This window comes from Reyranella sp. (assembly GCF_050185545.1).
Classification (GTDB): domain Bacteria; phylum Pseudomonadota; class Alphaproteobacteria; order Reyranellales; family Reyranellaceae; genus Reyranella.
Window position 1 is genome coordinate 1 of the sequence record NZ_JBFWZI010000109.1, and the last position, 24,912, is coordinate 24,912.

Annotated in this window: 24 protein-coding genes and 3 pseudogenes; 14 read left to right on the top strand and 13 right to left on the bottom strand. The window is 62.7% G+C overall.

From position 1 onward, the window contains the following. Window positions 1-186: 186 nt before the first annotated feature. Window positions 187-603 carry a hypothetical protein gene (locus AB7O82_RS24270; RefSeq protein ID WP_428620341.1) on the bottom strand — a complete coding sequence of 139 codons (417 nt, stop codon included), beginning with the start codon at window positions 601-603 and terminating at the stop codon, window positions 187-189. Window positions 604-1,051: 448 nt separating this feature from the next. On the opposite strand from AB7O82_RS24270, the gene AB7O82_RS24275 reads away from it, so the two are divergent. Then, entirely contained in the window at window positions 1,052-2,089 is a 1,038-nt protein-coding gene (locus AB7O82_RS24275) for an IS5 family transposase (protein ID WP_428620343.1), read from the top strand. Window positions 2,090-2,228: 139 nt separating this feature from the next. On the opposite strand, the gene AB7O82_RS24280 is transcribed toward AB7O82_RS24275, so the two are convergent. The 3 genes from AB7O82_RS24280 to AB7O82_RS24290 are packed head-to-tail and all read right to left on the bottom strand — an operon-like array spanning window position 2,229 to window position 7,157. After that, entirely contained in the window at window positions 2,229-3,593 is a 1,365-nt protein-coding gene (locus tag AB7O82_RS24280; RefSeq protein ID WP_428620344.1) for a hypothetical protein, read from the bottom strand. Continuing rightward, window positions 3,583-5,997 carry a glycosyltransferase gene (locus tag AB7O82_RS24285; RefSeq protein WP_428620345.1) on the bottom strand — a complete coding sequence of 805 codons (2,415 nt, stop codon included), beginning with the start codon at window positions 5,995-5,997 and terminating at the stop codon, window positions 3,583-3,585. The genes AB7O82_RS24280 and AB7O82_RS24285 overlap by 11 nt, the downstream gene beginning before the upstream one ends. 20 nt (window positions 5,998-6,017) lie before the next feature. Next, window positions 6,018-7,157 carry a methyltransferase domain-containing protein gene (locus AB7O82_RS24290; RefSeq protein ID WP_428620346.1) on the bottom strand — a complete coding sequence of 380 codons (1,140 nt, stop codon included), beginning with the start codon at window positions 7,155-7,157 and terminating at the stop codon, window positions 6,018-6,020. Between the two features lie 246 nt (window positions 7,158-7,403). On the opposite strand from AB7O82_RS24290, the gene AB7O82_RS24295 reads away from it, so the two are divergent. Beyond that, complete coding sequence (locus tag AB7O82_RS24295) at window positions 7,404-7,574, top strand: hypothetical protein (protein WP_428620348.1); 171 nt, start codon at window positions 7,404-7,406, stop codon at window positions 7,572-7,574. A 128-nt stretch (window positions 7,575-7,702) separates the two neighbouring features. Here AB7O82_RS24295 and AB7O82_RS24300 read toward each other — a convergent pair whose 3' ends face one another. Then, window positions 7,703-9,061: an IS1182 family transposase gene (locus AB7O82_RS24300; RefSeq protein ID WP_428620350.1), complete on the bottom strand. Its 1,359-nt coding sequence runs from the start codon at window positions 9,059-9,061 to the stop codon at window positions 7,703-7,705. 317 nt (window positions 9,062-9,378) lie between these two features. On the opposite strand from AB7O82_RS24300, the gene AB7O82_RS24305 reads away from it, so the two are divergent. The 4 genes from AB7O82_RS24305 (at window position 9,379) to AB7O82_RS24320 (ending at window position 14,120) form a co-directional block, all read left to right on the top strand. Then, window positions 9,379-12,204, top strand: a complete 2,826-nt coding sequence (locus AB7O82_RS24305; RefSeq protein WP_428620352.1) for a DUF4214 domain-containing protein — start codon at window positions 9,379-9,381, stop codon at window positions 12,202-12,204. An 84-nt stretch (window positions 12,205-12,288) separates the two neighbouring features. After that, window positions 12,289-13,071, top strand: coding sequence for a SapC family protein (locus tag AB7O82_RS24310; protein ID WP_428620353.1), 783 nt, complete (start codon window positions 12,289-12,291; stop codon window positions 13,069-13,071). A gap of 271 nt (window positions 13,072-13,342) precedes the next feature. After that, window positions 13,343-13,585, top strand: coding sequence for a hypothetical protein (locus AB7O82_RS24315; RefSeq protein ID WP_428620355.1), 243 nt, complete (start codon window positions 13,343-13,345; stop codon window positions 13,583-13,585). Between the two features lie 22 nt (window positions 13,586-13,607). Continuing rightward, the gene (locus AB7O82_RS24320) at window positions 13,608-14,120 is read left to right on the top strand and encodes a hypothetical protein (RefSeq protein WP_428620356.1); all 513 of its coding nucleotides are present in this window, start codon (window positions 13,608-13,610) and stop codon (window positions 14,118-14,120) included. 434 nt (window positions 14,121-14,554) lie between these two features. On the opposite strand, the gene AB7O82_RS24325 is transcribed toward AB7O82_RS24320, so the two are convergent. Next, window positions 14,555-15,559: an OmpA family protein gene (locus AB7O82_RS24325; RefSeq protein WP_428620358.1), complete on the bottom strand. Its 1,005-nt coding sequence runs from the start codon at window positions 15,557-15,559 to the stop codon at window positions 14,555-14,557. Window positions 15,560-15,930: 371 nt separating this feature from the next. After that, entirely contained in the window at window positions 15,931-16,092 is a 162-nt protein-coding gene (locus AB7O82_RS24330; protein ID WP_428620360.1) for a hypothetical protein, read from the bottom strand. Window positions 16,093-16,492: 400 nt separating this feature from the next. Between AB7O82_RS24330 and AB7O82_RS24335 the strand changes: the two are divergent. The 4 genes and pseudogenes from AB7O82_RS24335 to AB7O82_RS24350 form a co-directional block, all read left to right on the top strand. Then, window positions 16,493-16,851, top strand: a pseudogene (locus AB7O82_RS24335) (DDE-type integrase/transposase/recombinase); the annotation flags it as partial. A 281-nt stretch (window positions 16,852-17,132) separates the two neighbouring features. Then, window positions 17,133-17,873: a helix-turn-helix domain-containing protein gene (locus AB7O82_RS24340; protein ID WP_428554256.1), complete on the top strand. Its 741-nt coding sequence runs from the start codon at window positions 17,133-17,135 to the stop codon at window positions 17,871-17,873. 6 nt (window positions 17,874-17,879) lie between these two features. After that, window positions 17,880-18,137 carry an ImmA/IrrE family metallo-endopeptidase gene (locus AB7O82_RS24345; RefSeq protein WP_428554259.1) on the top strand — a complete coding sequence of 86 codons (258 nt, stop codon included), beginning with the start codon at window positions 17,880-17,882 and terminating at the stop codon, window positions 18,135-18,137. Between the two features lie 249 nt (window positions 18,138-18,386). Next, window positions 18,387-18,848, top strand: a pseudogene (locus tag AB7O82_RS24350) (adenylate/guanylate cyclase domain-containing protein); the annotation flags it as partial. A 148-nt stretch (window positions 18,849-18,996) separates the two neighbouring features. Here the strand turns inward: AB7O82_RS24350 and AB7O82_RS24355 are convergent. Further along, a pseudogene (locus tag AB7O82_RS24355) lies at window positions 18,997-19,146 on the bottom strand (IS256 family transposase); the annotation flags it as partial. A 396-nt stretch (window positions 19,147-19,542) separates the two neighbouring features. Between AB7O82_RS24355 and AB7O82_RS24360 the strand changes: the two are divergent. After that, window positions 19,543-20,259 (top strand): outer membrane protein, encoded by a 717-nt coding sequence (locus AB7O82_RS24360; RefSeq protein WP_428554262.1) that lies wholly within the window; start codon window positions 19,543-19,545, stop codon window positions 20,257-20,259. Between the two features lie 68 nt (window positions 20,260-20,327). Here AB7O82_RS24360 and AB7O82_RS24365 read toward each other — a convergent pair whose 3' ends face one another. The 3 genes from AB7O82_RS24365 to AB7O82_RS24375 are packed head-to-tail and all read right to left on the bottom strand — an operon-like array spanning window position 20,328 to window position 21,037. Beyond that, window positions 20,328-20,534: a hypothetical protein gene (locus AB7O82_RS24365; RefSeq protein WP_428554265.1), complete on the bottom strand. Its 207-nt coding sequence runs from the start codon at window positions 20,532-20,534 to the stop codon at window positions 20,328-20,330. Beyond that, a complete protein-coding gene (locus AB7O82_RS24370) occupies window positions 20,524-20,772 on the bottom strand; it encodes a hypothetical protein (protein WP_428554268.1) in 249 nt (82 codons plus the stop codon). Before AB7O82_RS24370 ends, AB7O82_RS24365 begins: the two co-directional genes overlap by 11 nt. Next, window positions 20,765-21,037 carry a hypothetical protein gene (locus AB7O82_RS24375; RefSeq protein ID WP_428554270.1) on the bottom strand — a complete coding sequence of 91 codons (273 nt, stop codon included), beginning with the start codon at window positions 21,035-21,037 and terminating at the stop codon, window positions 20,765-20,767. The genes AB7O82_RS24370 and AB7O82_RS24375 overlap by 8 nt, the downstream gene beginning before the upstream one ends. 91 nt (window positions 21,038-21,128) lie before the next feature. Between AB7O82_RS24375 and AB7O82_RS24380 the strand changes: the two genes are divergently transcribed. After that, window positions 21,129-21,332: a ribbon-helix-helix domain-containing protein gene (locus tag AB7O82_RS24380; RefSeq protein ID WP_428554273.1), complete on the top strand. Its 204-nt coding sequence runs from the start codon at window positions 21,129-21,131 to the stop codon at window positions 21,330-21,332. Window positions 21,333-21,516: 184 nt separating this feature from the next. Here AB7O82_RS24380 and AB7O82_RS24385 read toward each other — a convergent pair whose 3' ends face one another. Continuing rightward, window positions 21,517-21,780, bottom strand: a complete 264-nt coding sequence (locus AB7O82_RS24385; protein WP_428554276.1) for a hypothetical protein — start codon at window positions 21,778-21,780, stop codon at window positions 21,517-21,519. Between the two features lie 152 nt (window positions 21,781-21,932). Between AB7O82_RS24385 and AB7O82_RS24390 the strand changes: the two genes are divergently transcribed. Both AB7O82_RS24390 and AB7O82_RS24395 read left to right on the top strand, forming a co-directional pair. Continuing rightward, window positions 21,933-22,115: a hypothetical protein gene (locus AB7O82_RS24390; RefSeq protein ID WP_428554278.1), complete on the top strand. Its 183-nt coding sequence runs from the start codon at window positions 21,933-21,935 to the stop codon at window positions 22,113-22,115. Between the two features lie 287 nt (window positions 22,116-22,402). Beyond that, window positions 22,403-22,684, top strand: coding sequence for a hypothetical protein (locus tag AB7O82_RS24395; RefSeq protein WP_428554281.1), 282 nt, complete (start codon window positions 22,403-22,405; stop codon window positions 22,682-22,684). A gap of 179 nt (window positions 22,685-22,863) precedes the next feature. Here AB7O82_RS24395 and AB7O82_RS24400 read toward each other — a convergent pair whose 3' ends face one another. Continuing rightward, window positions 22,864-24,267 (bottom strand): ISNCY family transposase, encoded by a 1,404-nt coding sequence (locus AB7O82_RS24400; protein WP_428620361.1) that lies wholly within the window; start codon window positions 24,265-24,267, stop codon window positions 22,864-22,866. Window positions 24,268-24,912 lie beyond the last annotated feature (645 nt).

A 24,912-nucleotide genomic window follows, 5' to 3' on the forward strand; every position in this document is an offset into this window, starting at 1 on the left:
AGCTCGGCGAGGTCAAGATGCACACCGGCATGCCGGTCGAGGTGCTGATCAACCGCGGCGAGCGCACGGCGCTGCAGTACATCGCCGCGCCGATCTCCAACAACTTCGCGCGCGCCTTCAAGGAGCGGTAAAACTACGGTCAGGTCCGCCGGCACAGTCCATAGGGGCCGGCCGCCATAGGCTGCTTCAGGGAAGGCGCGGCCTGAGATGCCGTTGAAGGACGACCGATTTCAGGCCCAGCGCGAGGTCGCGACGGTCCCCGCTCAACCCAAGTGCATTGGGCGAGACGCGGTCGGGAAGGTCCAAGTCCAGGATCAGCCAATGGGCATCGCGCTCGAGAATGCCCTCGTGAATCGTCACCTTGAGACGTCCGGCGCGGGCGAGGCTGTACTCCTCAAGCCGAGTGCCGTTCGCCCGGATGACGATTCGCTGACGCTCCACCCCATGCTTTGGTGCCAGAAAGACATCGACATCAAACTCGACCGTGACCGGCCCCAAGCCGAGAAGCGGCCGGGGAAATCGGAGCGAGACCTTCCCAGCCTGACTCCAGACGCCCCAAGGCTCGGGCAGTGCCCAGCCGCCGAACAGAAAGGGGCTTGCCAAAGGCGATCTCCATTGTCGTGCTCGGGTCGGTGCCGGGCGCCGGTCCAAACAGCAGTGACTCCAGGCAGGTCGTCGCCTTGCCCGACCCGCGTTCGAACAATGAAAGATTCATGTGGCCGAAGGCCGACAAACCAGCCGGCACGCGAAAACGGACCTGCGCGCCAAGCCGCGCGGCGTGAGGAGATATGCCGTCCGGGGCCTGGGCTCGCCATCGGCGAAGCCAGGCAGGGCTTCCACACAATGATAGCGCACTTGGTCACGTGGCCATCTGCCAGCACGAAAGCTGTTGGTCGCCAGACCATTGTCCATCACCAGAGACAAGATGGACTCATAACGATCGGCGGTCGAGCCCAGCGCCTCCATCGACTCGCACTGCGTCGGAGGGCTGACCACCAGCACGCTGTGTGACTCCCCCAATGCCATGAACATGGGATCGCCGAGAGTCGCGATGTCACAGATGGGTTTCTTCGATGCGGACCGCCGGCTTGCGGCACTGTCTGCCAAGGGCGATCCCCTGGTCAGCATTTCGGCTTTGGTTCCCTGGGAAGCGTTTCGCGCCGATATCGAGGCTGTGGCCGTGACGCCGGACGAGTCGCGGAAGAGCCCGGCGGGTCGCAAGCCGATCGATGTGCTGGTGCTGTTCCGAATGCTGGTGCTGCAGTCGTTGTACAACCTGTCGGACGAGCAGGTGGAATATCAGGTTCGCGACCGGCTTTCGTTCACGCGCTTTCTCGGGCTGGGCCTGGAGAACAGGATCCCGGACGGCACGACGCTGTGGCTGTTCCGCGAGAAGCTGGCGAAGGCAGACCTGCTGGCGAAGCTGTTCAAGCGATTTGACCAGCATCTCGAGGCGAAGGGCTACCTTGCGCGGGGCGGCCAGATGATCGATGCGACGATCGTGCCGGTGCCGCGTCAGCGCAACAGCCGGGAGGAGAACGATCAGGTCAAGGCTGGCACCATCCCCGAGGAGTGGCAGAAGCATCCGGCGAAGAACCGGCAGAAGGACAAGGATGCGCGCTGGACGAAGAAGCATGAGCGGAGCTACTTCGGCTACAAGAACCACGTGAACGCCGACGCACGGCACAAGCTGATCCGCGACTACACGGTGAGCGACGCCAGCGTGCACGACAGCCAGAAGCTCGAAGAGCTGCTGAACAAGGCGAACACGTCCAACGACGTCTACGCCGACAGCGCCTATCGCTCGGCCGACACGGAGCGGCACTTGAAGGCGCGGGGCTTGCGCAGCCGCATTCACAAGCGAGGCCGGCGCAATCGTCCGCTGACCGAGGCGGAGGTGGCGGCCAACACGGCCAAGAGCAAGGTGCGCGCTCGCATCGAGCACGTGTTCGGCGCGCAGGAGAATGCGCCGGGCGGACGCCTGGTGCGCACGATCGGCATCGTTCGTGCGAAGATCAAGATCGGGCTCCAGAACCTCACCTACAATATCCGTCGCCTGATGAGTTTGGAGCAGTCGGCGGCGACGTGACGGGTGGAGTCTGCCTGCAGCACGTCGAGCGGTGCAGAAAACTCCGATCACACCCACTCACGGCCGCTGAGGCCGTTGGAAATACTACCTATGGTCGAATCTCTCAACGTCCCTCGTCGACAAAAAACAGATCTTAGTTTCAGCTCGCTGGCTTAGGATTCGAGAATATGCTTTGCACGATGGTTGATCGAAGTGCGCTACGCATAAGGTCTGTTGCTTGGTTTCGGAGCATTCGTATGCCGGCCTCCATGAGCAGATGATCTCGAGCGTCGCGCCGAAACCTTCTGGCAATCTCGACGATCCCAGCGGCATAGGCGCTGGTGTTATGCTGGCATTCTACCATGGTGCGTCCTGACTCGCCGCGGCCAAGAAACCGTGTCCGATCTGACGCAATTGAACCCAAGAGGTCCATTAAGTCCCGACGTTCGTTCTCGACACTGATCTTGACTACACATTCTTCTGGCAACGTAGCGTACCAGCCAACTCGACTGACGACGCTGAGGCCGGCCTGGTTCCAGATTCGCAACTGGCTACCCGACGCTTCACCCATGGTCGGGAAGCGAAGGTTGAATACAAGATGGGCTTGGGCAATGGCGGCATCGAGTTCAGGCTCGGAAACAAAGCCGCGCAATCTTACGCGGGATGAGAGCCCAAGAGCCTCGATTCTCCGTTCAACCAGCTCTCGATCCCATACCGAGCCGCAAATCTCGAAGCAGAATTCCATCCGGTCCTTCACTTCCCCCAAGGCCTCGAGGATCTGCAGCAGGCGCCGGTTAGGGCCGATATGACCGAATTGAAGCAACTTGAGTGGTCCAGTCTCGCTACGTCGTGCACTGACTGGCAGGCCAACTGCGAAGGGTAGGTTCAGGCCGTACGTTGGAACGAACCCGCGCGACGCTATGGAGTCGAATCCCGCCTCCGTGTGCACGAGGGCGGCAACCGAGTGCTCGATGGCGCCTTCAAACATGGGAAAGCGCTCAAGAATATCCTGAGTCAATTGCCCGCATGCGCACACGCTCTCCGCCGTCGCCCTGGCGTCCTCTCCGTAATGGCGCTGCATGGTGGCTATGTAAGAGGTTGGTGCGAGGAACTTGTTGTGGACCATGTCGCGGAAGAACTCCTGCAGGACGAGGTCATGGATGACGACGACGCCGGGCACCCGTCGGGACAGAGCATATATGTCCTGATGGAAAATCCAGGAGTTGCCAATGTTGAAAAAGATGGCGCCCTGTGTACCGCTGGTGGACGGCAGGCTAGCCAGCGGCATGGGATGAGTCGCGAGCGGGTCGAAGCGCCTTACTTCGGCAAAATCTCGCAGGTCATCGTTCCACTCGTCCTGGTGCGTCCAGAGCACGACATCGGCCAGCTCAGCGAGTGATGGCAGGATTCGTCGCGTGTAGTGCGCAATATCTGTTGGCAACGGGGGGAGCGGAGATACCCAATGAATCAAGGGCCGATCGAGCTCATCGAAAGATATCGCATCCGGGCCGGCGCTACGCATCATGGCGCATGCGCTCGCGCAGTTGAAGATATGCCTGCTCGGAGCACGGCACCCGCACCAGGTTTGCCCGCCCGGCACCGCGAAGGCGACCGGAGCCAATCTGGAAGATTTCGACACGAGCTTCACCTTCCATGCCCGAGCGTTGGCCGTCGATAGAGACCGGGCCGAAGGCAAAGGGCACGCGCGTGAGCCCTCCTGGCATCACTGGCTCCTCGAGCGGCAATTGGAGGCCGTCGTGTCTAAGGGTTCCCTGATTGTCGAACCAGTCGACATACAGTGAAAGCCTCTGGTCACCGGTTGCAAGCCAGGGCGCTCGCGACCGATTTGCGATGGAGAACACGCCGAGTCCGGTGGCTGCGTCGTATCGTTCGACCGCTATGTATCCATCCAGCTGGTTAGGATCGCCGACGAAGAGGTTGTCCGGAATGTCCGTGCCGATCCTGTTGCCGCGCCGAGCGGCATAGAAGATGGTTTCGCCGCGAAGCTGGAGCGCGTCCTTTCTCTCGATCAGCACACGTAGGGCATCGGCATCCACAAAGTCGTCGTAGACGTCGGCGGTGATCAGCCGTTCGCACTCGAAGCCGGCTGCCTTCCCCAGCTGGGCCACTTCGCCTGCTGTGTATTCCCGGTTATGTCGTCCGTAGACGCCGCCTGTCGGCACAAACAGGCCGAACGAATAGGGTGCCTCGTTGCGCAGGACTTTGGCGACCCCGCGATGGCTGGCGATGTTGGGAGTGCTCAACACCAGCAGGCCTGACGGTTTCAGGACCCGTGAAATCTGCTGGAAAAAGAACAAGGGATCGATGGCCAGATGCTCGAGGATTTCCAGAGCGAAGACGACGTCGAACGCGCCGTCGGCGAAGGGCAGTGATTGCGTTTCGACATTGGCATGACGTACGTCGATATCGAAGGAAGGTGCGTTGGACGATCGGCTGATCGTCTTGGCTCGGTAGTCTGGTCCTTCCCACACGGCGCTGATTTCTGCGTCAGGCAGCGATGCCTTCACGAGCGACGCGAAGACGAATGGCGGGAAGACGCCGATATCCAGGCACCGCAGGCGGGATCGTGCCGGCAGAAAGCTCAGCGTCGCCAGGTAACGCTGCCAGTGCGTCCCGTAATAGGATGTAAGCTGCTTCACGGAGCCGTAGAGGCGGAGATCGTAGGCAGCATAGAGGTCAGGGAACTGTGCAAAGGCCGGCTTGACCGGTCCAGGCTCGGGAACCGAGAAGTGCTTGCGTGCGGCGGCCATGTCGAGCGAGGGGCTGTCGATGCTCTCATTCTCAGTGCAGAAGCTGACGGTGGGCATGCCCTCGGGAGTAGGCACCGACTTGGCGATCGACGTCGTCGTGGCGGTCGCAGTTCCCGTCAGTGCCTCTACCACGCGGGTCCAGTTGATGTTCAGCGCCGAGTAGCGTTCGAATCCCGCAGCACCCATCCGTTCAGCGAGCCTGGCGTCGTCGGCCAGCTCGTCGAACGCCGCAGCTAGGGCTGTCGCGTCGGGGGCGACGACGAGGCCTTCCTGACGATGTCGGATGAACTCGAGCGGACCTCCAGAATCGGTCGTCGTGACGACGGGGCGGCGAGACAACATCGCTTCGAGCGTGACATAGCCATAGTCCTCGTCAATCGGGACGAAGGCAACGCCGCGCGCCTTGGCATAGTGATCGGCCATCTCGGAATCGGGAATGGGCCCCAACCATGTGAGGCGATCGGCCACGCCGAGCTGGCCCGCATGGTCGTGCAGGCTGCGATCGTACCCTGGCACGTCGGGCTGGCCGGCGAACACGAGTCTGATGCGCGAGCGTGTTCGGGCCAAAGCCTCGATTAGCAGCTTTTGCCGCTTCGAGCTGCCGATGCGGCTGGGGGCGAAGATGTAGTCCGAGAAACTGTCGGCGTGCAGCAGGTCTGCGTAGGGAGGCGGATGGTAGAGCGGTGACGACGCTGTTCGAAGATACCTCATGAGCCGCTTGGACACGTTGGCCGAGTTCGTGAATAGCCGGCCCTCGCTGTTCTCGAAGGCGTCTTGGTCCTCTGCCCGGATGAATTCGCGCACGGCAAGACCGTCGGGTTCGCCGAGTAGCTCGGAGAGGCCGAGATCCCACAAGTCGTAGGCCTGACGGTGCTGATGTAGGATCCAGAACACTTTGTTCGGGTGCCGCAGCAGGTAGGCTGGAAATTTGAGCCCGATGAGAAGATCAATCGGCGTACCGTTTGACTCGCCGATGTCGATTAGCTTTGCGGCTAGCACGTGATCGACGAGCGTTTGCGTCGGATACCACTTGAACGGTATCCGGATTTCCGTGGCTTCGTGGCCGTACGATTGCAGGGCCGTGCATAGATTGTACGAATGACGTTCCGCGCCGCCTCGAATGAAGGGTACTTGGACGGTTGCGATTCCAATGCGCATAATGGACCAGTCGGAAGGCGTTAAACGGTAGTGTCGGGGCACAGGGCGGGTTTGTGCGCTAGCACCGTGGTGTCCTGTGCGCCGAACAGGAGGTACGCGATTTCCGCGTCGACCCGCCTTTCGTGGAGGAATACTTCCAGCTTCTCGTGTGGGTGCACGAAACGCACGTCGACAGGATGGTAGCCGACGCTTTCTAAGAGCGTTTCCAGCACCTCTGGCGGCAACGGCTTGATGTGTGTGGGATCGGCATGGAACGTCGTCGCGCCGACGAGCACGTTCCTCGGGTTGGGGGTTTCGATGAGAAGGAGCCCCCCGGGTGCCAACACCCGCATGGCCTCTCGCGCTAGCCACATCAGAGTGTCGAAGGGGAGATGCTCGACTAATTGGAAGGCGGAGATCACTGCGAAGCTGCCGGGCGCGCACTTCGACAAGAACGCTCGGAAATCGTCATTGTGGACGACGATGTTCCACTCGGCCGCTTCGCCGATCTGAATGGGGTTGGAATCCACACCTTCCGCGGCCAGCCCCTCCCCGGCCAGCAGCTCCAGCCATTCTCCGCGCCCCGCTCCTAGGTCCAGCACAGGCTTGCGCGTTGAAGCCACGACAGCATGGACATCGGGCAGATACTTCTGCAGCCGCCTCTTGATTTCCTCGCGCGAGCCGCGATAGCGATCCTGCAGTGTGTTGTAGAATGACGTGAGCAAGGCTTCGAGGCCGTCGACCCCGGTGACACGCGATGCCGCGTCGGCCGCAAGCAGGACGCTCTTATCCTGCGCCGCAGCCTGAGCCTTCGGCAAAAGCCGATAAAACGCTGCATCCACGCGGCGCGTCAGGTCGGAGTAGGCGCGTGAAAATTGACTGTTCGCTGCTCTGAGTCGGATGACCTCTCGCCGCAGATTTTCGAGCAAGCCCTGAAGCGTCGCTACGTGCTCGTCGAAGTTTCGCCGTAGCGTGTCGATGTCTTGGGCAACATCTCGGCGTTGGACAGCGTCTCGGCGTTGTCCCTCGATATCGCGTGCAAGATCGCTGATCCGCTTATCCATTCGGTCGATATCTGCCGCGGCGGTAGTCAATCGTTGACGATTTTCCTTCGTTTCGGCCTGCGTGCCAGAAATACCGAGCAACGCCGAAAAAAAGTTGCGGATTCGGTGCAGCGGCATGGTCCTTTGCTCCGGTGGGCGCGCGGGAAGCGTAGCGGATGATGGGTCGGCATCTGGGGGAGGGGGCAGGAAGACTTCCAACCGGTGCGCAGGATTCGGCCGATATTCCCTCAAGAAAGGTGTCGAAGTCACGAGATCGTTGTTCTCTTCATGTGAATGGAAGGGATAGGTAGGCGAACTGTCCGTCTAGCTTCTAAAGATAGAAGGTCAGCCCCTCGATGGCGAGCCAAGAGTGCCGATCCATCGATGGCTTGGCGCAAGGGGGCGAGCGTCGAGCAACCCGGCTTGCGCAAGGCCTTGCTGCGCTTGATGGTGGCGGCAAGAGCGCTCGCACCGTTCATCGTCGTCTTGCGATACGGCAGAATAGCCCTTACGGTCTGGTTCGTCGAAGTGGTGGCAGACGTGCACGCGCGGTGATCGTAAGCGATGTCCTCAGCCTAGCAGCCTGTCGGACTGAGGTTGATAGGTAGTTGACTGGGTGCTTGTGAAAGAGTGGAGATCATGGGACCACAATCGGTGGTTGTTGTTCGGTGATGTTTTCCGGGTCAGGCGTGTGCGAGGGTGAACATCCGCTTGAGATTCCATGCCATTGTGACGAGGCTCCACTCGCCTTTGGCCTGCTGGAGGCCTCGCATCGAGAATTGCCGGAAGCCCATGACCGACTTGATGATGCCGAACACCGGTTCCGGGGTCTGCTTGCGCAGGCCATAGAGCTTCTTGCCTTCGGGTGTTGCCAAGCGGTGGTGCATGGCGTCGAGCGGCGTCGGCTGGTCGGGCGCGGGTGGGGCCTGCGCGAAGCGCTGTTGCCAGGACGGATGATGGTACTCGCGCGCCGCGGCGATCATGGGTTGGATGTTGGCGGCAGCACAGGCCTCGACGTTGGCGGCGCTGAAGTAGCCGCTGTCGGCCAGCAGGGTGTCGGGCACTCCCAGCGCGTCGGGCAGCTTTGCCAGCCTGTTGAGCATCGGCACGATCTGGTTCTTGTCGTTGGCGGCCTGCACGACGTCGTGGCTGACCACCAGCATCGAGCCTGCGGCCACGGCAGCTTGTGCATTGTAGGCTTGCTCGAAGCCGCCGCCCGCCACCGGCATGATGCGCGAGTCGGCATCGGTCAGGTTGATCTGGTTGTCCGGCAGCGGGCCGGGCTGGGGTGGCGCCGGGGGCTTGCCGCCCGGCTTTCTGCCCGTCGCCTTCTCCTTCTCCTCACGGGCTTGCATCCTGGCAGCGTGCTCGGCCTGCTCGCGCGCCAGACGCTCGGCAGCCCGCGCCGCGATCGCCGCCTTGGCCGCGGCAAGGCGGGCCAGGCGGTCTTCGCGTCGCGCCAGCTCTTGCGGCACCGACATGCCGTCGGGCACATCGGCCTGGTCGGCCGCCTCGGCCAGCGCAATCAGTTCGGCGACCTCGGCCTTGAGCTGCTCCTCGAGCTTGTTGGCATGGTCCCACGACAGCGCGCTGTGCCGACTGGCATTGGCGTGTACCTTGGTGCCGTCGAGCGCCACCGTGCCCAGCTTCAGCATGCCTATCTCGCGAGGCAGAATCAGCACCTGCACGAACAGCGCCTCGATCTCAGGCAGGAAGCGCCGCCGGAAGTTGGCGATGGTGTCGTGATTGGGATGGCTGTGGGCAGCGATGAAGCGGAACGCCACCGAATCATGGCTCGCCCGCTCCAGCTTGCGGCCCGAGAACACGCCTGTGGCGTAGCCATAAATCAACAGCCCGAGCAACATGCTGGGGTGATACGACGCCGAACCCGAGCCGCGATAGGACTTCTCCATGGACGTCAGATCCAATCCGTCGATGACCTCGACCACGAACCGCGCCAGATGCCGCTGCGGCAGCCATTCGTCGACCGAAGGCGGCAGGAGAAACACGGCTTGCCGGTCGAACTCGCGGAAATTGCTCACAGGGCGATACCTTCCAGATCGATATTCAACCTGTGATAGTAAACACTAAATCCCCGCTCGGGCTCAAGTCCGACAGGCTGCTAGGAGCGGTGCTTTGCGCCTGGCGGGAAGCGACAATAATTTGGCTGTTGGCCCCATCAAATGCCACCTTCACGGTAATTAAATGACCCAATAAACTTTGCGTAAAGCAAGTTGCATACCGATGAAATGTGGTCTATCAGTTGCCATGAGCTAGATCCGAATTGGGGCGCGACAACGCTCTACAGTCGGCGCTCGATTGGAAAGCGGCGGTAACTTCACAGAGAAAGGAAGGAATAATGGCTATCAAGCAAGACATTGCTGGTCTTTACGTAGGCTATTACAATCGTGGGGCTGACCCCGACGGTCTGAACTTCTGGATCGGGGCGGCCAACGGCGGATTGAGCTTGGCCGCGATCGCCGACGATTTCGCGACGCAGCCCGAGTCGACGGCGACCTACGCCTTTCTGGCAGCGCCGAACCTCGGTTCGATCCCTCTCATCCAAGCCTTCATCACCGAGATCTACCAGAACGTCTTCGAGCGCGCTCCCGATGCGCCCGGCCTCGCCTTCTGGACCGACCAGCTCCTCAACGGCTTCCCGCCGGGCCAGATGATCCTCGCCATCGAGCAAGGCGCCCAGGGCGATGACAAGATCGTCCTCGACCGCAAGATCGAGGTTTCGGTGTACTATGCTGAGCAGTACGCGCTGAACGGCGACGTTCCCTGGACCGCCGCCGAGGAGCTCGGCAACGCCAGCCACGCCCTCGACGGCGACAGAGCCTTCTGGCTCTCCCCCAACGCGGTGGCGCTCGCCAAGGCCAATGTCGACCAGCTCGTCATCGACAGCTTCGCCGAGACCTTCACCCTGACCCCCGATGCTGACCACTTCGTCGGCGGTGCTGCTAGCGACGTGTTCAATGCGTCGGCCCAGCAGAGCGGGGGGTTGCCGGTCCAGACGCTCAACGACGTCGACACGCTCGACGGCGGTGGCGGTCGCAACGTTCTGAATGCGCAGCTGGTGAACTTCTTCACGGCCCCGCAGCTGCTGGCCAACATCCAGCGGATCAATCTCACGGCGCCTGGCGTGGCGCTGGGCGTCGGCATCTTCAGCCCGATCCTCGACCTTGCCAATGCCAATGCGGTCGACACCATCACCTTCCGCGGGCTGGCGAACGGCGCCCAGATCGACAATCTTTCGACCGCCCTGGATCTGCTCGACATCCGCGACGTCGTGCAGAATCCGCTGGCATTCTTCAGCGAGTTCGAGGTGAACCACGTCGGCGGACTCGAGAATATCGACGACGCGCTGGCCATCAATTTGAGCAATGTCGGTTGGATCGGCGGAGGCATCAACCCGATCGGTATCGACCTCGACGCCACGGAGGGTGGCTACGAGGTCCTCAACATCGATAGCAGCACTCTTCCGAGCTGGGTCGACGTTTATGGCAGCGCCACCGGCACGGTCCATACCGTCAACATCACCGGCGACGCCGACCTCGACATCAATGATGACGACTTCTTTTCCACCTGGGACGCCGATGTGCTGGAGCTCATCGACGCCGAGAGCTTCACCGGCGATCTGTTCACGACGGTGACGGGAACCGGCGACATCGAGGTCCGCAGTGGCTCGGGTGACGACGAGATCGTGGTCGACAACGTCGGGAATGCCCTGGTTAGCGGCAGCGATGGCGATGACCTCCTGATCGCCGGCGAAGACACCAATGCAACCTTCACCGGTGGCGACGGCGACGACACCTTCAGCTTCGAGGCCAACGCCGGGATTGGCGGCACCACCAGCTTCGACACTGATGACTCGGTCGACGGCGGCGCCGGAGAGAACGTACTCGAGCTGCAGTCGGAAGGGGGCGCGCTTCTCGGTGCGGGCGTTGGCCCGAACATCGTGAACGTGCAGACCATCCGTCACATCACGGACGATCCGATCAGTGGAAACGACGACGAACTGGATGACGATCTCACGGTCAACATGAGCCTGTCCGGATCGGCGACCGTGCTGCAGTTGTTCGGCGACTATGACGGTTTCAACGTCGAGGTCAGCAATCTGACGAATGCGGACCTCGTCGTTTATGACGTCGACGATCGCCCCGGCAATGCCGACATCGGCGACCTGACACTGTCCCATGCAGATCCGAACGGGGTGCTGGACACGGTCAGCCTCGAGATCCGGAATGGCTCGGACATCGACGGTGACCTCATCGTCCCGTTCGATGCTCTGGCGCCGTTCGAGAAGATCGAGGCCTTGCTCCTCACGGTGCATGGCGCTGTCGATGAGTTTGCGCGGATCGCGGGGGCCAACGACATCGAGTCCAATGTCCAGATCTCCGGCGAGGGCAACCTTTGGCTTGGTGCGAACGGCAACGGGAGCGCGGCGAACGGAAGTTACGATGAGGAGAACGGTCTGGTCGACGCGTCTGCAATGACCGGAGACTTGGTGGTCCGCCTCGGCACCGAAAACCAGGTCGTGAACACCGGTTCGGGCGACGATCTGGTCGTGATCACGACTGCTTCCGATGTCGGGCCTGGGTTCCCGTGGAATGATCTGATCAACCTCAGTGCCGGCGGCAGTGACACCGTCCGGTTCCTGGAGATCACTACTGATGATACAGGCTTCCTGGATGGCGATGACTACCATCACATCAATGGGTTCGACGTTACCGATGACGTGATTGATCTCGATGTCAACAACATCGGCCTCAACTACACGGACACTGGATTTTCGGTGGCAGCGGGAGACGAGGTCGTTGTCATCGATTACGTCGGCGGCACGATTGTCGATTTCAACGGAGCGGCTACGAACTTCAACTTCATCAAGTTCAGCGCCGGTGTCCCCACGGGGGCCAACAACGCCGAAGACGCTTTCGAGCTAGCCATGGGTCTCGGGTTTATTGTGGTCGACGACGCTTTCGACGACTTCCTCATGGCGATGTACGATACCACGAACAGCCAGATGCTCTTGTTCAGGGCTGAATCGCAATTCGCGGTGATCCCATTTGACGATGTGATCAACGCCAGCAGCGATATCGACATCGTGGGAACGGTGAGCATGACGTTCGCCGATTACCAGGCCTTCGGTGCGAACAATCTCGCCTTCACCGATATCGGCTAGGCGAACGCATGAGACCATGCCCCGCCCTCTTCGGAGGGCGGGGTTTTCTTTTGGTGAAAGAAGTTGCAGAAGGGAACCATGGCAATGGCACGCTACGTCCCCCTCAGCCGCAAGCAGCATATGGCGAAGACCTGGACGCCGCCTGAGACGTACGCCTTCGCCGCCGCGGAGACCGTCGTGCCCGCCGTTGGGCTGGAGCTGGGCATGGTTGCGGCCAGCATGCCGATGGGCTTCGTCAAGCGGGGGGAGAAGTTCCAGCTGGTCGCACTGCTGTCACGCAATGCCGGGACGAACCTGTTCATCGGTCCGGACGGCAGATGGGTCGCCGGCGATTACGTTCCGGCGTACTTTCGTTGCTACCCGTTCAAGGCGCTGCTGCGCACCGGCGAGTCCCCAGGCACTGAACCCAAGTTGACCGTGTGCGTCGACGAGGCGAGCGGCGCGATCGGCGACGATCCAGGCGGCAAGGCGCTGTTCGAGGCCGACGGCACGCCTGCGCAGTCAGTCCGCGAGATGGTGACGTTCCTCACGGCGCTGGAAAGGAGCCGGCAGGTTACGCAGCTCGCGACGGACGCGCTCGCGGAGGCGGCCCTGCTGGCACCCTGGCCGCTGAAGGCGGCCAAGGGGGTTGCCCCGATCGGAGGCGTGTTCCGCATTGACGAGTCACTGCTAACGGCGCTCGACGATGCGGCCTTTCTGAAGCTGCGCAAGGCCGGAGCTCTGGCCGTCGCTTACGCCCAGCTCCTCTCCATGCCGCGCCTGGAACGCCTAGCCCAGCTCGAGGTGGTTCGCCGGAACCTTCCCACCGGCAGCCGCACTCTGTTGGACATCCTGTCCGGCACCGACAACGATACCCTGCAGTTCTAGGAAGACCTCAGCCAGAGGAGGGTGCGGGCGCGCGACAGCTGGCCGCTGCGGTGCAACGACAGCCCCTCGGTGAGCGTTGCCACTACCTGAGCGTCGCGTGCCTCTGCTCATGCGCGGTCGGACCGCCAAATCCCAATACTTGGTGGATGCCGCGCGCCATAGCCCGATGTCTTGGGGTAGGGCCATTTGCGGATGACGAAGCGCATTGTTTCGACTACAAGAAGCCGCGTCCGAAGTCATCTGATGGATGACTGCGAAAGGAAAGAACTAAATGTCCATAATCATGGTCGACGGCATCAAGGATATCGTGTTTCACAATGGCATCGTACGCATCGACTGCCTGTCTGCGGGACCTAACGGGGAGCAGCGCGCTTCCGGCACCATCGTCATTCCCGGCAACGTGACCGGCCCAATCCTCCAGTCATTGGCCAATGCCATGCAGGAGCTCGACAAGAAGATGCGTGACCACGCTGCCGCGGTGGCTGCCAAGCAACAGGGGGGCACTGCAAACTAGGGATGCAGGGAGCCAGACGCCCATGCGCACGATCAATGCCATCGCCTTGGCCTACGACTCTGCGCAGGATCGCGTTCTCGCGGTCATCAACCCGGGCGGTCTCAATTCCTGGTCGTACTGGTTGACCCGGCGGTTGATCCTGCAGCTGTTGGGTCGACTTCCCGCCGCGCTCGCGGCGACGTCGAAGGTCGCCAAGCAGGCTCCCGCCGAGTACCGTGGGGATCTGGCGGCGTTCGAGCGCGAGGTGGCAGTCGCGAAGACCGCGCCGGCCATGAGCAAGACCGATGACAGCGTGCTGCGGATGAATGCCACAACCGCCGAGCTCGCGGTGACAGTTGCCCTCAAGGACATGGGTGAGACGCTGCGCATCGCCCTGATCGGCGAGCGGGGCGGCCAGGCGGCGGGGGTGATGAGTCGTCCCGACCTGCAGCGCATCATCCACATGCTCGAGTTGGAGGTCGCCAAGGCCGAGTGGGTCGTCAAGCCGGCGCCTTCCGCCGAGAGCGGACCCGCGCCCAAGCGCTTGGTGAATTAGACCATCGCTGGGCATCGATCTTACGTCTCGTTCTCTGGTTCATGGTCTGCTCCGTCTAGTAGTACGGAACAGCTCTGTCTCCAACTAACCGACTGGTCCCAAAAAACGGGTCCAGTTCACGGCGATGTCGGGCTGCCGGCGCTGCTCCTCGAATGCCTTGGCCATGCCGTGCAAGCCGAAGGCGATCAAGCGTTCATGGGTCGGGTGGTTGAGCATCTGGGAGGCGAAGGCGCAGCCGATCGACGAGCCGCCCTGGAGCGTGACGTTCCGGCCTGGCTATGCGCTCCAATGTCCCGGCTGCCGAGGGCGCGTCCAGGGGCATGTCCATGAGCCGGCGCGATTGCCCGGGCAGTCGGCTTGAGTTTCCTCTCGTCGGCGCCCAAAGAAACGGCCGGGCTGAACCCGGCCGTCCCCATAGCCCTCGCGGGGCAGTCTTACTGGATGACGATCTCGACGCGGCGGTTCTGCGGCTCGCGCACGCCGTCGCCGGTCTGCACCAGCAGGCCCTGTTCGCCGCGGCCGATCACCGAGATCGCCGTCGCCGGCACACCCTCGCGGACCAGAGCGTCCTTCACGGCGTTGGCACGACGCAGCGACAGCGCCATGTTGTAGGCTTCCGGGCCCGACGTGTCGGTGTGGCCGGTCGCCGTGATGCGGGCGTTGCCGCGCGTCTTGTAGGCGTCGGCGGCCTGCTTGATAGTCGCAAGCGCCTGGGCCGACAGGTTGGCGCGGTCCCAATCAAAGAACACCATGTAGGACGGAGGCGCCACTGCCGGCGGAGGAGGCGGCGGGGGCGCAGCCACGGGAGCGCCAAACCGGAACGCCAGACTCGCCATGAGGCTAATGTTGTTGTTGTTGAACGTCACGCCACCGACAAAGGGATTGTTCACCGTCGGGCTCGTTGTTCCGTAGTACCGCCCCTCGAGGTTCAGGCGGAACTGCGGATCGATGTTCCAGCCCACGCCGACCATGCCTTGATAGGCAAAGTTGGTGCTGCTGGAGTACCCGCCCACGGCAGACGCATTAACGAAGGCAATGCCAAGGCCGGCGCCGATGTACGGCACAATCGGTCCGCCCGCCAAGAAGTCGTAGAAGGCGTTCGCCATGATCGCCGTCTGCTGGTTGTTGAACCCGGCGGACACGTTCTGGAAACCGACCGGAGCGAGCTGCAACGTGCCGTCGTTGCTGCGATAGACGCCCTCGATCTCGACGCGTGGACCGACGAAATCATAGCCGATCGCCCCACCGACCAACCAACCGGTGTTCGGATAAACGTTCACCAGTCCGCCGAAGTTCGGAAAGTTGATCGTGGTGTTGAACATCCAGTTCAACCCGCCCTCGGCGCTAATGTAGAAACCTTCATACTGGAGGTTTTGTGCCTGACCGGAAGAAGGCAGGACGGCGGCCAAAGCAGCAGCTGCAACCAATGCTTTTTTCATCGGATCTCCCTTCATTCAGTTAGTTCAATCAAGGTACTTGCAACGAGTTTTGCGAGCAAGGTTGACCATCGGACAAACTGCACGACTGAAACGATGCCTGGGTATGTGTTGCCTCGAATCAACAGCGGCATATCCACCCTCTGGCGTCGTCGGGTCAGGACGCCTCTTGCCGTCTGGGAAGGAACGCGCGACAGAGCCGTCAGGAGCTACCGCGACGTCGCTGAAAAGATGGCCCTTGCTAAGATTGTTGCAGCGCGCAAACGTAACTTATCCGCGAATGGAGGCTGCCGCCGCAATGACATTGGGGCATATTCTGAGGAATGAGAGCGGGGCCCGCAAGCATGCCGTAGGGGGGCATGGCGGCGATCGCTCTATGAGCGGCTTTGAGCCTCCAGCTCCAATTCTTGCGCATCCCTCTCGAGCTCGGCGGCATATTCCAAGAGGTTGTCGTGGTCGGATAGTGCCGACAGCATCTTCGCCAGGCGGCGGGCCCGTACGGCGTTGTCGCGTTTCGACTTGGCAAGCTGCAGCAATTCCTCGGCTCTAATCACCGTCTACGCCTCGCGAGCTTCAATTGCGAGGCACAACTCGTCAAGACCTTCGCCCCCCTCATCCTGGCCTAGCCCTTTGCCGCTGGCCGCATCGAACCGAACCGCGCCCATTCATGCCGTTGCCTCGCCCGCCGACGCGAGCGCCATGCCGGCCCGCGCCAGGCGCCGAGATCGACGCCGTCCGCCCGGAAGATGGCGATCGTCCTCCCCGCTCGTGTTATGCTTCACCCAGTCTAGATGTGACAGACGTTCCGAGCCTCAGTTGTAGATGCAACCGACGACCCCACCTCACGGGTCCCTGTTTTCAACGTTTTTCCTGCGCTGCCGCATCGTCGCTGTGACACCCTTGCTCCACTCGCCATAGAGGTCGCAGAGCCGGACCCATGTGGCCGGCGAGAAGCTGTTCGTCGACTTCGCCGGCGACACGGTGCCGGTGATCGAAGGGCTGACCGGGGAGATCCACGCAGCTCACGTGTTCGTCGCGGTGCTGGGGGCCTCGAACTACACCTTTGCCGAGGCGCGCTGGAGCGAGGGCTGGCCGATTGGATCGGCGCTCATGTCGATGCACTCGCCTTCCTCGGCGGCGTGCCGAAGCTGATTGTCTGCGACAATCTCAAGGCCGGGGTCACGGCGGCCTGCCGCTACGAGCCGGGGATCAACCGGACCTACCAGGACATGGCGGCCCATTACGGCACCTCGATCCTGCCGGCGCGGGTGCGCCGCCCGCGCGACAAGGTGAAGACTTCATATTGCACCTTGTGCAGTTGATGGAGCAGCGATAAGCGCAGGGGGCCTGCTGCCGTAACGCCCACCGACCCCTTTGATGACAACGACATCGCTGACGGGTTCGTAGAGACAACGGTAGTTGTTGCCATAGAGGTGGCGCTTCAACAAGCTGGCGCGGCCCAGGTGGTGAACGGTCGTTGTGCACACGCCGAGCTGCTTGGCGAGCTCGTCTCCAGTCAACATGCCGCGCGGGTTGACCCGATAGCGTGAGGTCGCCAAGCGGAGGAGGGGCCCCTATGGCGTTCGGTCAGTACCTTCGTCGAGTGCGCGAGGAGAAGGGCGCGACGCTCACCGAGGTGGCGCGCAAGGTCGATGTCTCCATTGCCTATCTCTCGCGCATCGAACGGGAGCGGGAGAATCCGCCCCCCGATCGCCTTCTGATGTCGATTGCCCGCGCGCTGGGTGCCGGCAGACGATTTGTTTGGCGCGGCGCGGCGACTACCGCCAGATCTGCGAGTGCACACCCAGCAGGTTATCGCAGCGTATCGGCGGCAGTCGGCCGGAGGCGAGCGGTGAGCATCGATGTCGCCTATCCGCATGACGCCACGAGCTACGACCCGCGGCCGATAAAGGCCCACCAGATCTGGAGCGTGGCAGAGCAGGTACGCCGCCAACTCACGCCGCGGCCGCAGATGCCCTGCCTCGATCTCGGTCGCCTGACGCGATCTGGTCAGAAGCTGCGGGTGAATGGCGTCGAGTATGCGACCCATCTCGATTTCGAGCGAACCGTTTTCGATGGTCGTGGTCGCGAGGCACTGGGCGTTACAGAAGCCGATCCGGCAGTGCCCGGAGCCGTGCTGATTAGCTTGAACGGCGCAGTGATTGGCGATCGCGACTACCTCAAGCGCTCGACACTGGCACACGAGCTTGGGCGCGCGCTGTTCGATGGTCCATCGATGATCCGGCAGGCCGGCAAGCCGGCGTTTGCGCTGGTGACCCCGAACGAGCAGCACCTGGTGTCGGCGAGGCGCGGCTAGGCCGGCATGGATTGGCGCGAGTTCCGCGCCAACGAGTTCATGGGCGCGTTGCTGGTGCCGCGCGAGTTGCTGCATCGCGCGCTGGTGCGTGGTTCCATCGGCCTTGGCCTGACGTTGCGCGACCGTGGTGGTAGCGAGCCAGTGCTCGACAGGTTTTTCGACCTCGCGCGCTTCGATGGACTGCTGATCGAGCTCGGCGAGCGGTTCGGGGTGTCGGCTGAATTCATCGAGTGCCGCCTGAAACGGTACGGCCTGGTGCACTGACGGGCACTTCCGATCGCCCGCCGCCTCGGCGCCATGGAGACGCGGCCCAGCGGGCCGCTTTTTAGAGTGAAGAGTTCGCCTCGACGCTGCCAGCTTCCGGCCCATCTCCCTCGACCATCACCGGAAAGACCACCCGGCGGGGGGGTGCGCGCGCTGGCGTTGCCAGCGCGCCCGATCTACGATCCATAACAAGAGCAGCGGGGGACTGTCCGAAGGCGGCACGTTGCGGAGGCCAACCGGAATCGCATCGTGACCGAGACCACGACAGCGACCATCCTGTTCACCGACATCGTCGGCTCGGTCGACCTGCGCCAGCGCTACGGCGAGACCGATGCGCACCGCATCATGGGCGCCCACGAGACGATCGTGCGGGCCGAGATCGCGCGGCACGCCGGCCAGGAGATCAAGACCACCGGCGACAGCTTCATGGTCGCCTTCGATTCGGCTCGCAAGGCGGTGGAGTGTGCGGTCGACATCCAGCGCGGCCTGGCGGCGCACAACCGGGCACATCCCCGGGAGACGGTGAAGGTGCGGATCGGCCTGCACACCGGCGAAGCGATCCGCTCGGGCAACGACCTGCTCGGCAGCAACGTCGACGCCGCGGCACGCATAATGGCCCGCGCCGCGGCCGAGCAGATCCTAGTGTCGGACATCTTGAAGGCTGTGCTCGGCGCGGCCAGGGACCTGGCTTTCCGGGACCACAAGCGCGTGCGGTTGAAGGGCTTCGCCGAACGCTGGCGGCTGTGGGAAGTCGCCTGGCGCCCGGCTGGAGAAGCCATCGTTGACACCTCGGTGGAGGATGGCCGCACACCCTATGTCGGACGCCGCGAGGAGCGCGCGGCGCTCGGCCGACTGATCGAGCGCTCTTCTCACCGGGCGCCGCGCCAATCAGCGCGCCGACCTCCAGCTCCATCAGCCGCTCGGCGGCAAAGCCAATCATGTCGCGCAAAAGATCACTGTCGGGGGTCTTCTCCACGAGTGCCCGCAGGTTCATCATCTCGTCGGTCATCGGTGGTCTCTCGGTTGCAGGTTTGGTGTCAGCAACCCGACCCTTACCCCGAAATCGCCGGTGACCTCCGCTGGGGATAAGTAGCCCGCCTCCGCCAGACTCTTGGCGGTCGCTGCGGCGGGCTACTTACCCCCAGCTACCTACACCACTCCTCGGGGCACAACCTGTGGCAGGACTGCCCTTGCGTTTGGCCGTTGACCTATCGACGGCCAATGGTACGGCTTCAAATGTCGCCCGAGATTCCCTCTCCGCGGCGGCAAGACTGGGTTAGCGTCCTGACGCCCGTTGGACCACAAGCCGACGGGCGTCATTTCTCCCCAGTCGACGACGCAGAATGGCAGATAGAACGTTCTCGGGTGTGGCATCATTGGGTTGATGTGTTGGGGAGGACAAGGTTTGATCCGTATCGGAATGGTTGCCGGGTTGGTCGCAGCCTTGGCGAGCCCAGTCGCTGCGCAATCCACTGGCTTTTATGTGCGCGGTGACGTCGGTATCGCACTAGGGACCTCATCGAATGAATTCGACACCGCCCCGGGCGCGGACAACGCCTCACTAGGCAACACTATGATCTGGGGTAGGCTGGATCCCGGGGTCATGTTCGATGTTGGAGCAGGATACCGTTTTGCCCCGTTCCTGCGCTTCGAGGGCTCCATTGGCTACATCCCCTCGATGGCTTTCAACGGGAGCTTCAACGGCAGTTCGTCGAATACGGCTCAAGCGAGTGTCAGTGCGCTGGTTGGCTTAGCAAATGCCTATCTCGACTTTGCCGGTCTTTTCGGACGATTGCCGGGCAACATTCAACCCTTCGTTCTTGGCGGCGCTGGCTTTGCGACCGTCACCAACAGCGGCGAGAACGACTACAACAACGGCCGATACTCGAACACGTTCAGCGGTGCGACGGTGACGAACTTTGCTTGGACGGCTGGCGCGGGCGTCGGAGTGCCGATTTCGCCTCGACTCACACTCGACGTCACGTATCGCTATCTTGACCTTGGTCAGCGTTTCGTTGGTCAGTTGCTGACTTCACCGTCAGGCCCTCCAGAGTTCTTGACGTACGACAGAGCCAATCTCCAGGTCCACACCATCATGGTCGGGCTGCGTTTCGAGCTTTAGACCACAATGAAAAGCCCGGCAAGTTTTCCCGGCCGGGCCTTCGGTGTTCGCGGCGCTGCGTGGGCTTGTCAGAGCAGCTCGGCCGTGCGCTCGCACAAGAGCTTGCCAGCGGCGATCAGGTTCGTCCGGGCCGCCTTGAGCTGGTCGACGTCCACCTTGTCGTCGAGCCAGCCTTCGTCGAGCCAATCGAGCGCGGCGAGGATGCCGTCGAGGGCGTAGATCGCGGCTCGGCGTCGGCGCTGGTGGCAGTGGGCTTGTCCGCCGTCATGGCGCACCCCCCATGGCTGCCCGCGTCTTGGCGACCTGCTCATCCCAGCCTTCAAGATCGGCGATGATGGTGCGCGCGATGCGCTCGGCTTGATCGGGCGTGAGGATGACTTCGGCCCTGACGGTGCAGTTCGGCCCGCTGGCGAAGATGATCGAGAAATCGCCCCGGTACGGGTTGGCCTGTACGAGGAACACCGCGCGCTGCTCGCCCTCAGGCTGGATGCGGGCGGGGATGGTGTTATCCATGGCGTCGGCCCTCCTGCATCGAGGTCCATGCCGTGACGGCCTGATCGGCCCGCCACGACTGCACGGCCTGCAGAATGTCTCGCGCCAGCTTCTCGGCGGCATCGGGCGCGAGCCACAAGGCGCCCATCACGCGGGATGCCCTGGTCACGTCGCTAGCGTAGTGTATGCCGACGCTGGCGCGCCGGCGGTCGAGCTCGACGATGGTTCGTAGGTCGTCGCGCTGCGCCGAGGCGCAGGCGGGTGTGGTAGATGAACAGACAGCCATGATCCGGTGCCCTCCAAGCACGGGGTTGCGGTTAGGGCTGAGCGTGTAGTTGCCTCTACCGCTCAGCCCGCCTTTAACGTATAACGTCAATATGGCGTCGTCAAATACAGTTATACGGAAAAAGCGTGGGCGACCCGCAACGGGGACAGACCCGCTTGTCGCGGTCAGATTGCCGCCAGAGATGATTGCAGCGCTCGACGGGCGCGCTGCCGCCGACAAGGTGAGCCGGTCCGAACTGATCCGCCGGCTGGTTGAGCTGGGCCTCGCGAAGGGCAAGGGGAAGACGCCCCGATGAAGAGCGCGCCTACCGGGGCGTGGGCCTGCTACGACGTGGACGGAAACCGCGTGCCACCGAAGTCGACGCTCGCTGCTTTCAAGGCCCAGCCAGTCCTAGTCGATAGCCGCGTCTCGGCCCCGCCCAATCACGCCAGCCTCGGCCGATTCGAGTACATCGCATATCCGATCGGTCGCCCCGACCTTCAAAGAACCTTCAAGTCGTTCCGGCGGATGCTGATCTGGTTCAAAGAAGCTCGCTCGACGACGGCGACGGGCAGGGGAAAGCGGTGACGGCTGCATTGAAGCCGCCAGTGCTGCACGGCCCGAATGCAGGCGGCAGCCAAGCCCGCGCTGGACTGCTGCTGAACTGGCTGGAGCAAAACAGCCGCCACGATCGAAGCAAGGTCGGCGCGATGTTCTGGCAGACCGTCATGGCTCAATGGTCGCTCTTCGATGCGATACCGCATGCCGCATACGCAAGAGCATTCCAACGGCTGGCAGACATTCACGATCCTAAGCACATGCCACCGGCTGCACTGGCATTCTGGCAAGGCTTGCCGGCGGAAGACGTCATCGTATGGCGCGGCCAGGACGCCTCTGCCGACCGAGTAGGGTCGTCGTGGACGACAGACGAGATGTCGCGCTCGGCTTCGCCAGAGGCAAGCGCGTCAGGAACGATGCGCCGGCGCTCTATTCGGCCGTAGTCAGTTGGAGCGACATCGCCTTTGCCTGCGTCGACCGGCAGGAGAGCGAGGTCGTGCTCTTCTGCCCGCCGGGCGAATGGATGGGCGGGGCGTTGTAGCAGGGGCAGAGGGGAAGGCCGGCCGATGGCGAACATTACACCCGATATCTCCGCGCTGGGCGCGATCCGTCCCTCTGGCAGACGCCGCCGTCAACGCGGGCCGACGGTGCCGGGCCTCCGCGCTACGGTCACACTGGCGCTTGCGGTTAGCCCGCCGGCCTCCCCGGAATCCGCACCTTGAGCGAACGCGACGAATTGAGTTAGTACGCTACCGCGTCGACGGGTAGGCGTTTGTGTAGGTCAGAGGGTGGCCCAACGTGTTCAGGTACTTCCGCTCTCGGAGGCAGGTGGGTTCGGCAGTCGACGCGATCGAGAAGCTGCTGTTGCCCCTGAAGAAGAAGGGGCACGTTCCGAGTGTCATCTTCACGGACGCCTACGTGATTGGCTTCCTTCAACTCGCGATCATTCATGCCTCGGGCGCCACACCTGCTCCGCATGGCGCAGAACCACCAGAGACGATGACGCTGTTCATCGCGGTCATGGACCGGTTGTCAGGCGGACAAGGGGCGTCAATTGCCGCCCAGCTCGCGTCTCTCAATCGCGGGGCTTCGCTTGCTACAGCTAACTAGTTTCTGTCTCGAAACACCACTTTTCGGATAGGGCGGGTGGATTTGAACGACGTTCGCGGGCGTCAGCGAACGCGCATCGAGGCTGAAAAGGCCAGGTTCTACGGGATTTTTCGTCGATCATCGCGCCGACGGATCGGCGGCGGAATCGTTCGCGGCCGGCTGTCAGAGCTGGCGAGCTGTCAAGCTGCGCGACGGCGTCGAACGGCTGGCTTGCCGAGCCAGCAGGCGATGCTCATCAGATTGTTGGCGAGCACGGCCGCGCCAATCAGCATCTCGAAGCGCTCGACGCCTTCGGCGAGGCAGCGCTTCATGCCGCGTCCACGGAACAGCACGGAGATGCGGCCCTCGATGCCAGCCCTGAAGCGCTGACCTTGCTTGAAGGCGGCTGTCCTCTCGTAAGCCTCCCGCTCGGCGACTTTCTTGCCGCCGGATTGCGGGATGCATATCACCTCGACGCCACGGCGTGCGCACAGGGTCAGGTTTCGCTCGCTGTAGAAGCCTCGATCCGCGCCGTACAGCTTGGGGGCACGGCCGAAGGTCTTCTTGTGACGCTCCAATGAATGGCCGACATGCTGCTCGTCCTGCGGATTGCCCTCGAGCACCTGATATTGCGTGATCAGGCCTCGGGCACTCTCGGCGAGAAGAACCTTATGACCGAACTCCACCGGCGTGCGCACCTTGCCGCGCCGGATCAGGTCGGTGTGCGGCTCGAAGATCGAGTAGATCTTCTCGTCATTGGGGACCTGCTCGCCCCCGAGCACGCGGCGACGCGCCTGATCGATGACACTGTCCGCCAAGCCGCAATAGTGGCCAATCTCGTCGTGGAGCCCGGCGATCGCCACGTCGTCGAACGAGCCCTTGCCAGACGCCAGCGCCGAGCGGGCGCAGGCTACGACTTCCTCGGCGATGGCGATGAGCTGGCCGTACTTGGCCGTCTGTTGCCCGAGCCGCTGCCTGGCGGTCATGCGCTGCAAGGCCTGCATGCGCCGCCGCGCCGCGCGCGTGCGGTTGCGGAACCCCGCGATGCGCCGACCACGCAGCGCGCCGAGCCGGCGAAGCAGGCGTGTCAGCACGCGCACGCTATCCCACAGCAGCGTGGCGTCTGTTGGATAGTGAATGTCGGTCTGCACCACCGTCGTGTCGATCCCCAGCTTCGCGCCGTCCTCCAGCCCGAGATCGACTGCCGCCTCGACCACGAGCTCGTTGATCGCCCGCAGTGTCGCCGGTGTCAGCCGTACGAAGGCGCGATGGAAGGCGGTGTGCTTGGGCACTGGCCGGCTGCGAAACCCCGTGAACAGGCGCAACGTGTAGCCATCGGCGATCCGTTCGCGCAGCTCGCGATAATCCCAGTTCTTGACCCGCATCAGCACCAGCGAGCGCAGCACCTCTCTCGGCGCCAGCCCGCGACGGCCCGTATCGGGATTCCTCAACCCTCGCCGCAGGTCTCTGCCGATCGCCGCGACCAACCCCTCGTTGTCGTCGAGAAAGTCGGAGATCGCCTGCAGCACGGGCTCCAGCTCCAGCCCCTGCTGCATCAGCTCCCAGTCGGCGAAGCTCAGCTGCGAGGAGGCGACTCGCGACATGCTCGCGCTCCCCTACCGGCTGGCCGCCTTCGTGCGTTCGCGCTTCAGCGCCTTGATGTAGCGCGGCGCCGCTTCGTACAGCAGCTCCTGAAGCGCCCGTCCATTATCCAGGCAGCGTCGCACTTGCGGCACCAGCTCCTCCGGAGAAGCGACGTCCCTTCACGCGGCCGTACAATATGTAGCTGGGATGTTGCTCGCCCGACCGGCACGCCGGGCAATTCTCGCGGATGCATGGGCTACGCCGCAGACTCAGCGAGCCGAGTAACGCCGGCCAAGCATCTGCGGTTCGGCCAGACAACCAGCGCTCGACATCAGAGGGCGTCTCGTTCTTCATGCCAATATGTGCGCAACTTAACACACATACATGTCAAGTGAAAGCTCGGTCAAAAGCATCGATTTAAGCTATATCTTGTGGGCTTCTTTGCGTTTTGAGACAGAAACTAACTACAGGTCCGGCAAGGGTGCCGCTGAAGGTGGCTCTGAGGGTGCGCAGGCACTCCGCGACTACATCGAGCGAAACTGTCGGGCGACAAGGAAAATTGACCCCCTGGCGACAGGCAAAACTGCCCCCCGAGGTCGCCACGGGAGAAGTCGAGATGTCACAGGGAGAGATGGCAATTGGACCGCAGTTCGAGGCGCTGCGGG

What these genes read in the sequence shown, in the direction of transcription:
- AB7O82_RS24345 (WP_428554259.1), top strand. Translation starts at nt 17,880, where the DNA reads ATGGATTGGCGCGAGTTCCGCGCCAACGAGTTCATGGGCGCGTTGCTG.
- AB7O82_RS24275 (WP_428620343.1), top strand. Translation starts at nt 1,052, where the DNA reads ATGTCACAGATGGGTTTCTTCGATGCGGACCGCCGGCTTGCGGCACTG.
- AB7O82_RS24305 (WP_428620352.1), top strand. Translation starts at nt 9,379, where the DNA reads ATGGCTATCAAGCAAGACATTGCTGGTCTTTACGTAGGCTATTACAAT.
- AB7O82_RS24400 (WP_428620361.1), bottom strand. Translation starts at nt 24,267, where the DNA reads ATGTCGCGAGTCGCCTCCTCGCAGCTGAGCTTCGCCGACTGGGAGCTG.
- AB7O82_RS24325 (WP_428620358.1), bottom strand. Translation starts at nt 15,559, where the DNA reads ATGAAAAAAGCATTGGTTGCAGCTGCTGCTTTGGCCGCCGTCCTGCCT.
- AB7O82_RS24340 (WP_428554256.1), top strand. Translation starts at nt 17,133, where the DNA reads ATGGCGTTCGGTCAGTACCTTCGTCGAGTGCGCGAGGAGAAGGGCGCG.
- AB7O82_RS24380 (WP_428554273.1), top strand. Translation starts at nt 21,129, where the DNA reads ATGGCGTCGTCAAATACAGTTATACGGAAAAAGCGTGGGCGACCCGCA.
- AB7O82_RS24290 (WP_428620346.1), bottom strand. Translation starts at nt 7,157, where the DNA reads ATGCCGCTGCACCGAATCCGCAACTTTTTTTCGGCGTTGCTCGGTATT.
- AB7O82_RS24310 (WP_428620353.1), top strand. Translation starts at nt 12,289, where the DNA reads ATGGCACGCTACGTCCCCCTCAGCCGCAAGCAGCATATGGCGAAGACC.
- AB7O82_RS24385 (WP_428554276.1), bottom strand. Translation starts at nt 21,780, where the DNA reads ATGCGGTATCGCATCGAAGAGCGACCATTGAGCCATGACGGTCTGCCA.
- AB7O82_RS24315 (WP_428620355.1), top strand. Translation starts at nt 13,343, where the DNA reads ATGTCCATAATCATGGTCGACGGCATCAAGGATATCGTGTTTCACAAT.
- AB7O82_RS24375 (WP_428554270.1), bottom strand. Translation starts at nt 21,037, where the DNA reads ATGGCTGTCTGTTCATCTACCACACCCGCCTGCGCCTCGGCGCAGCGC.
- AB7O82_RS24280 (WP_428620344.1), bottom strand. Translation starts at nt 3,593, where the DNA reads ATGATGCGTAGCGCCGGCCCGGATGCGATATCTTTCGATGAGCTCGAT.
- AB7O82_RS24320 (WP_428620356.1), top strand. Translation starts at nt 13,608, where the DNA reads ATGCGCACGATCAATGCCATCGCCTTGGCCTACGACTCTGCGCAGGAT.
- AB7O82_RS24285 (WP_428620345.1), bottom strand. Translation starts at nt 5,997, where the DNA reads ATGCGCATTGGAATCGCAACCGTCCAAGTACCCTTCATTCGAGGCGGC.
- AB7O82_RS24370 (WP_428554268.1), bottom strand. Translation starts at nt 20,772, where the DNA reads ATGGATAACACCATCCCCGCCCGCATCCAGCCTGAGGGCGAGCAGCGC.
- AB7O82_RS24295 (WP_428620348.1), top strand. Translation starts at nt 7,404, where the DNA reads ATGGCTTGGCGCAAGGGGGCGAGCGTCGAGCAACCCGGCTTGCGCAAG.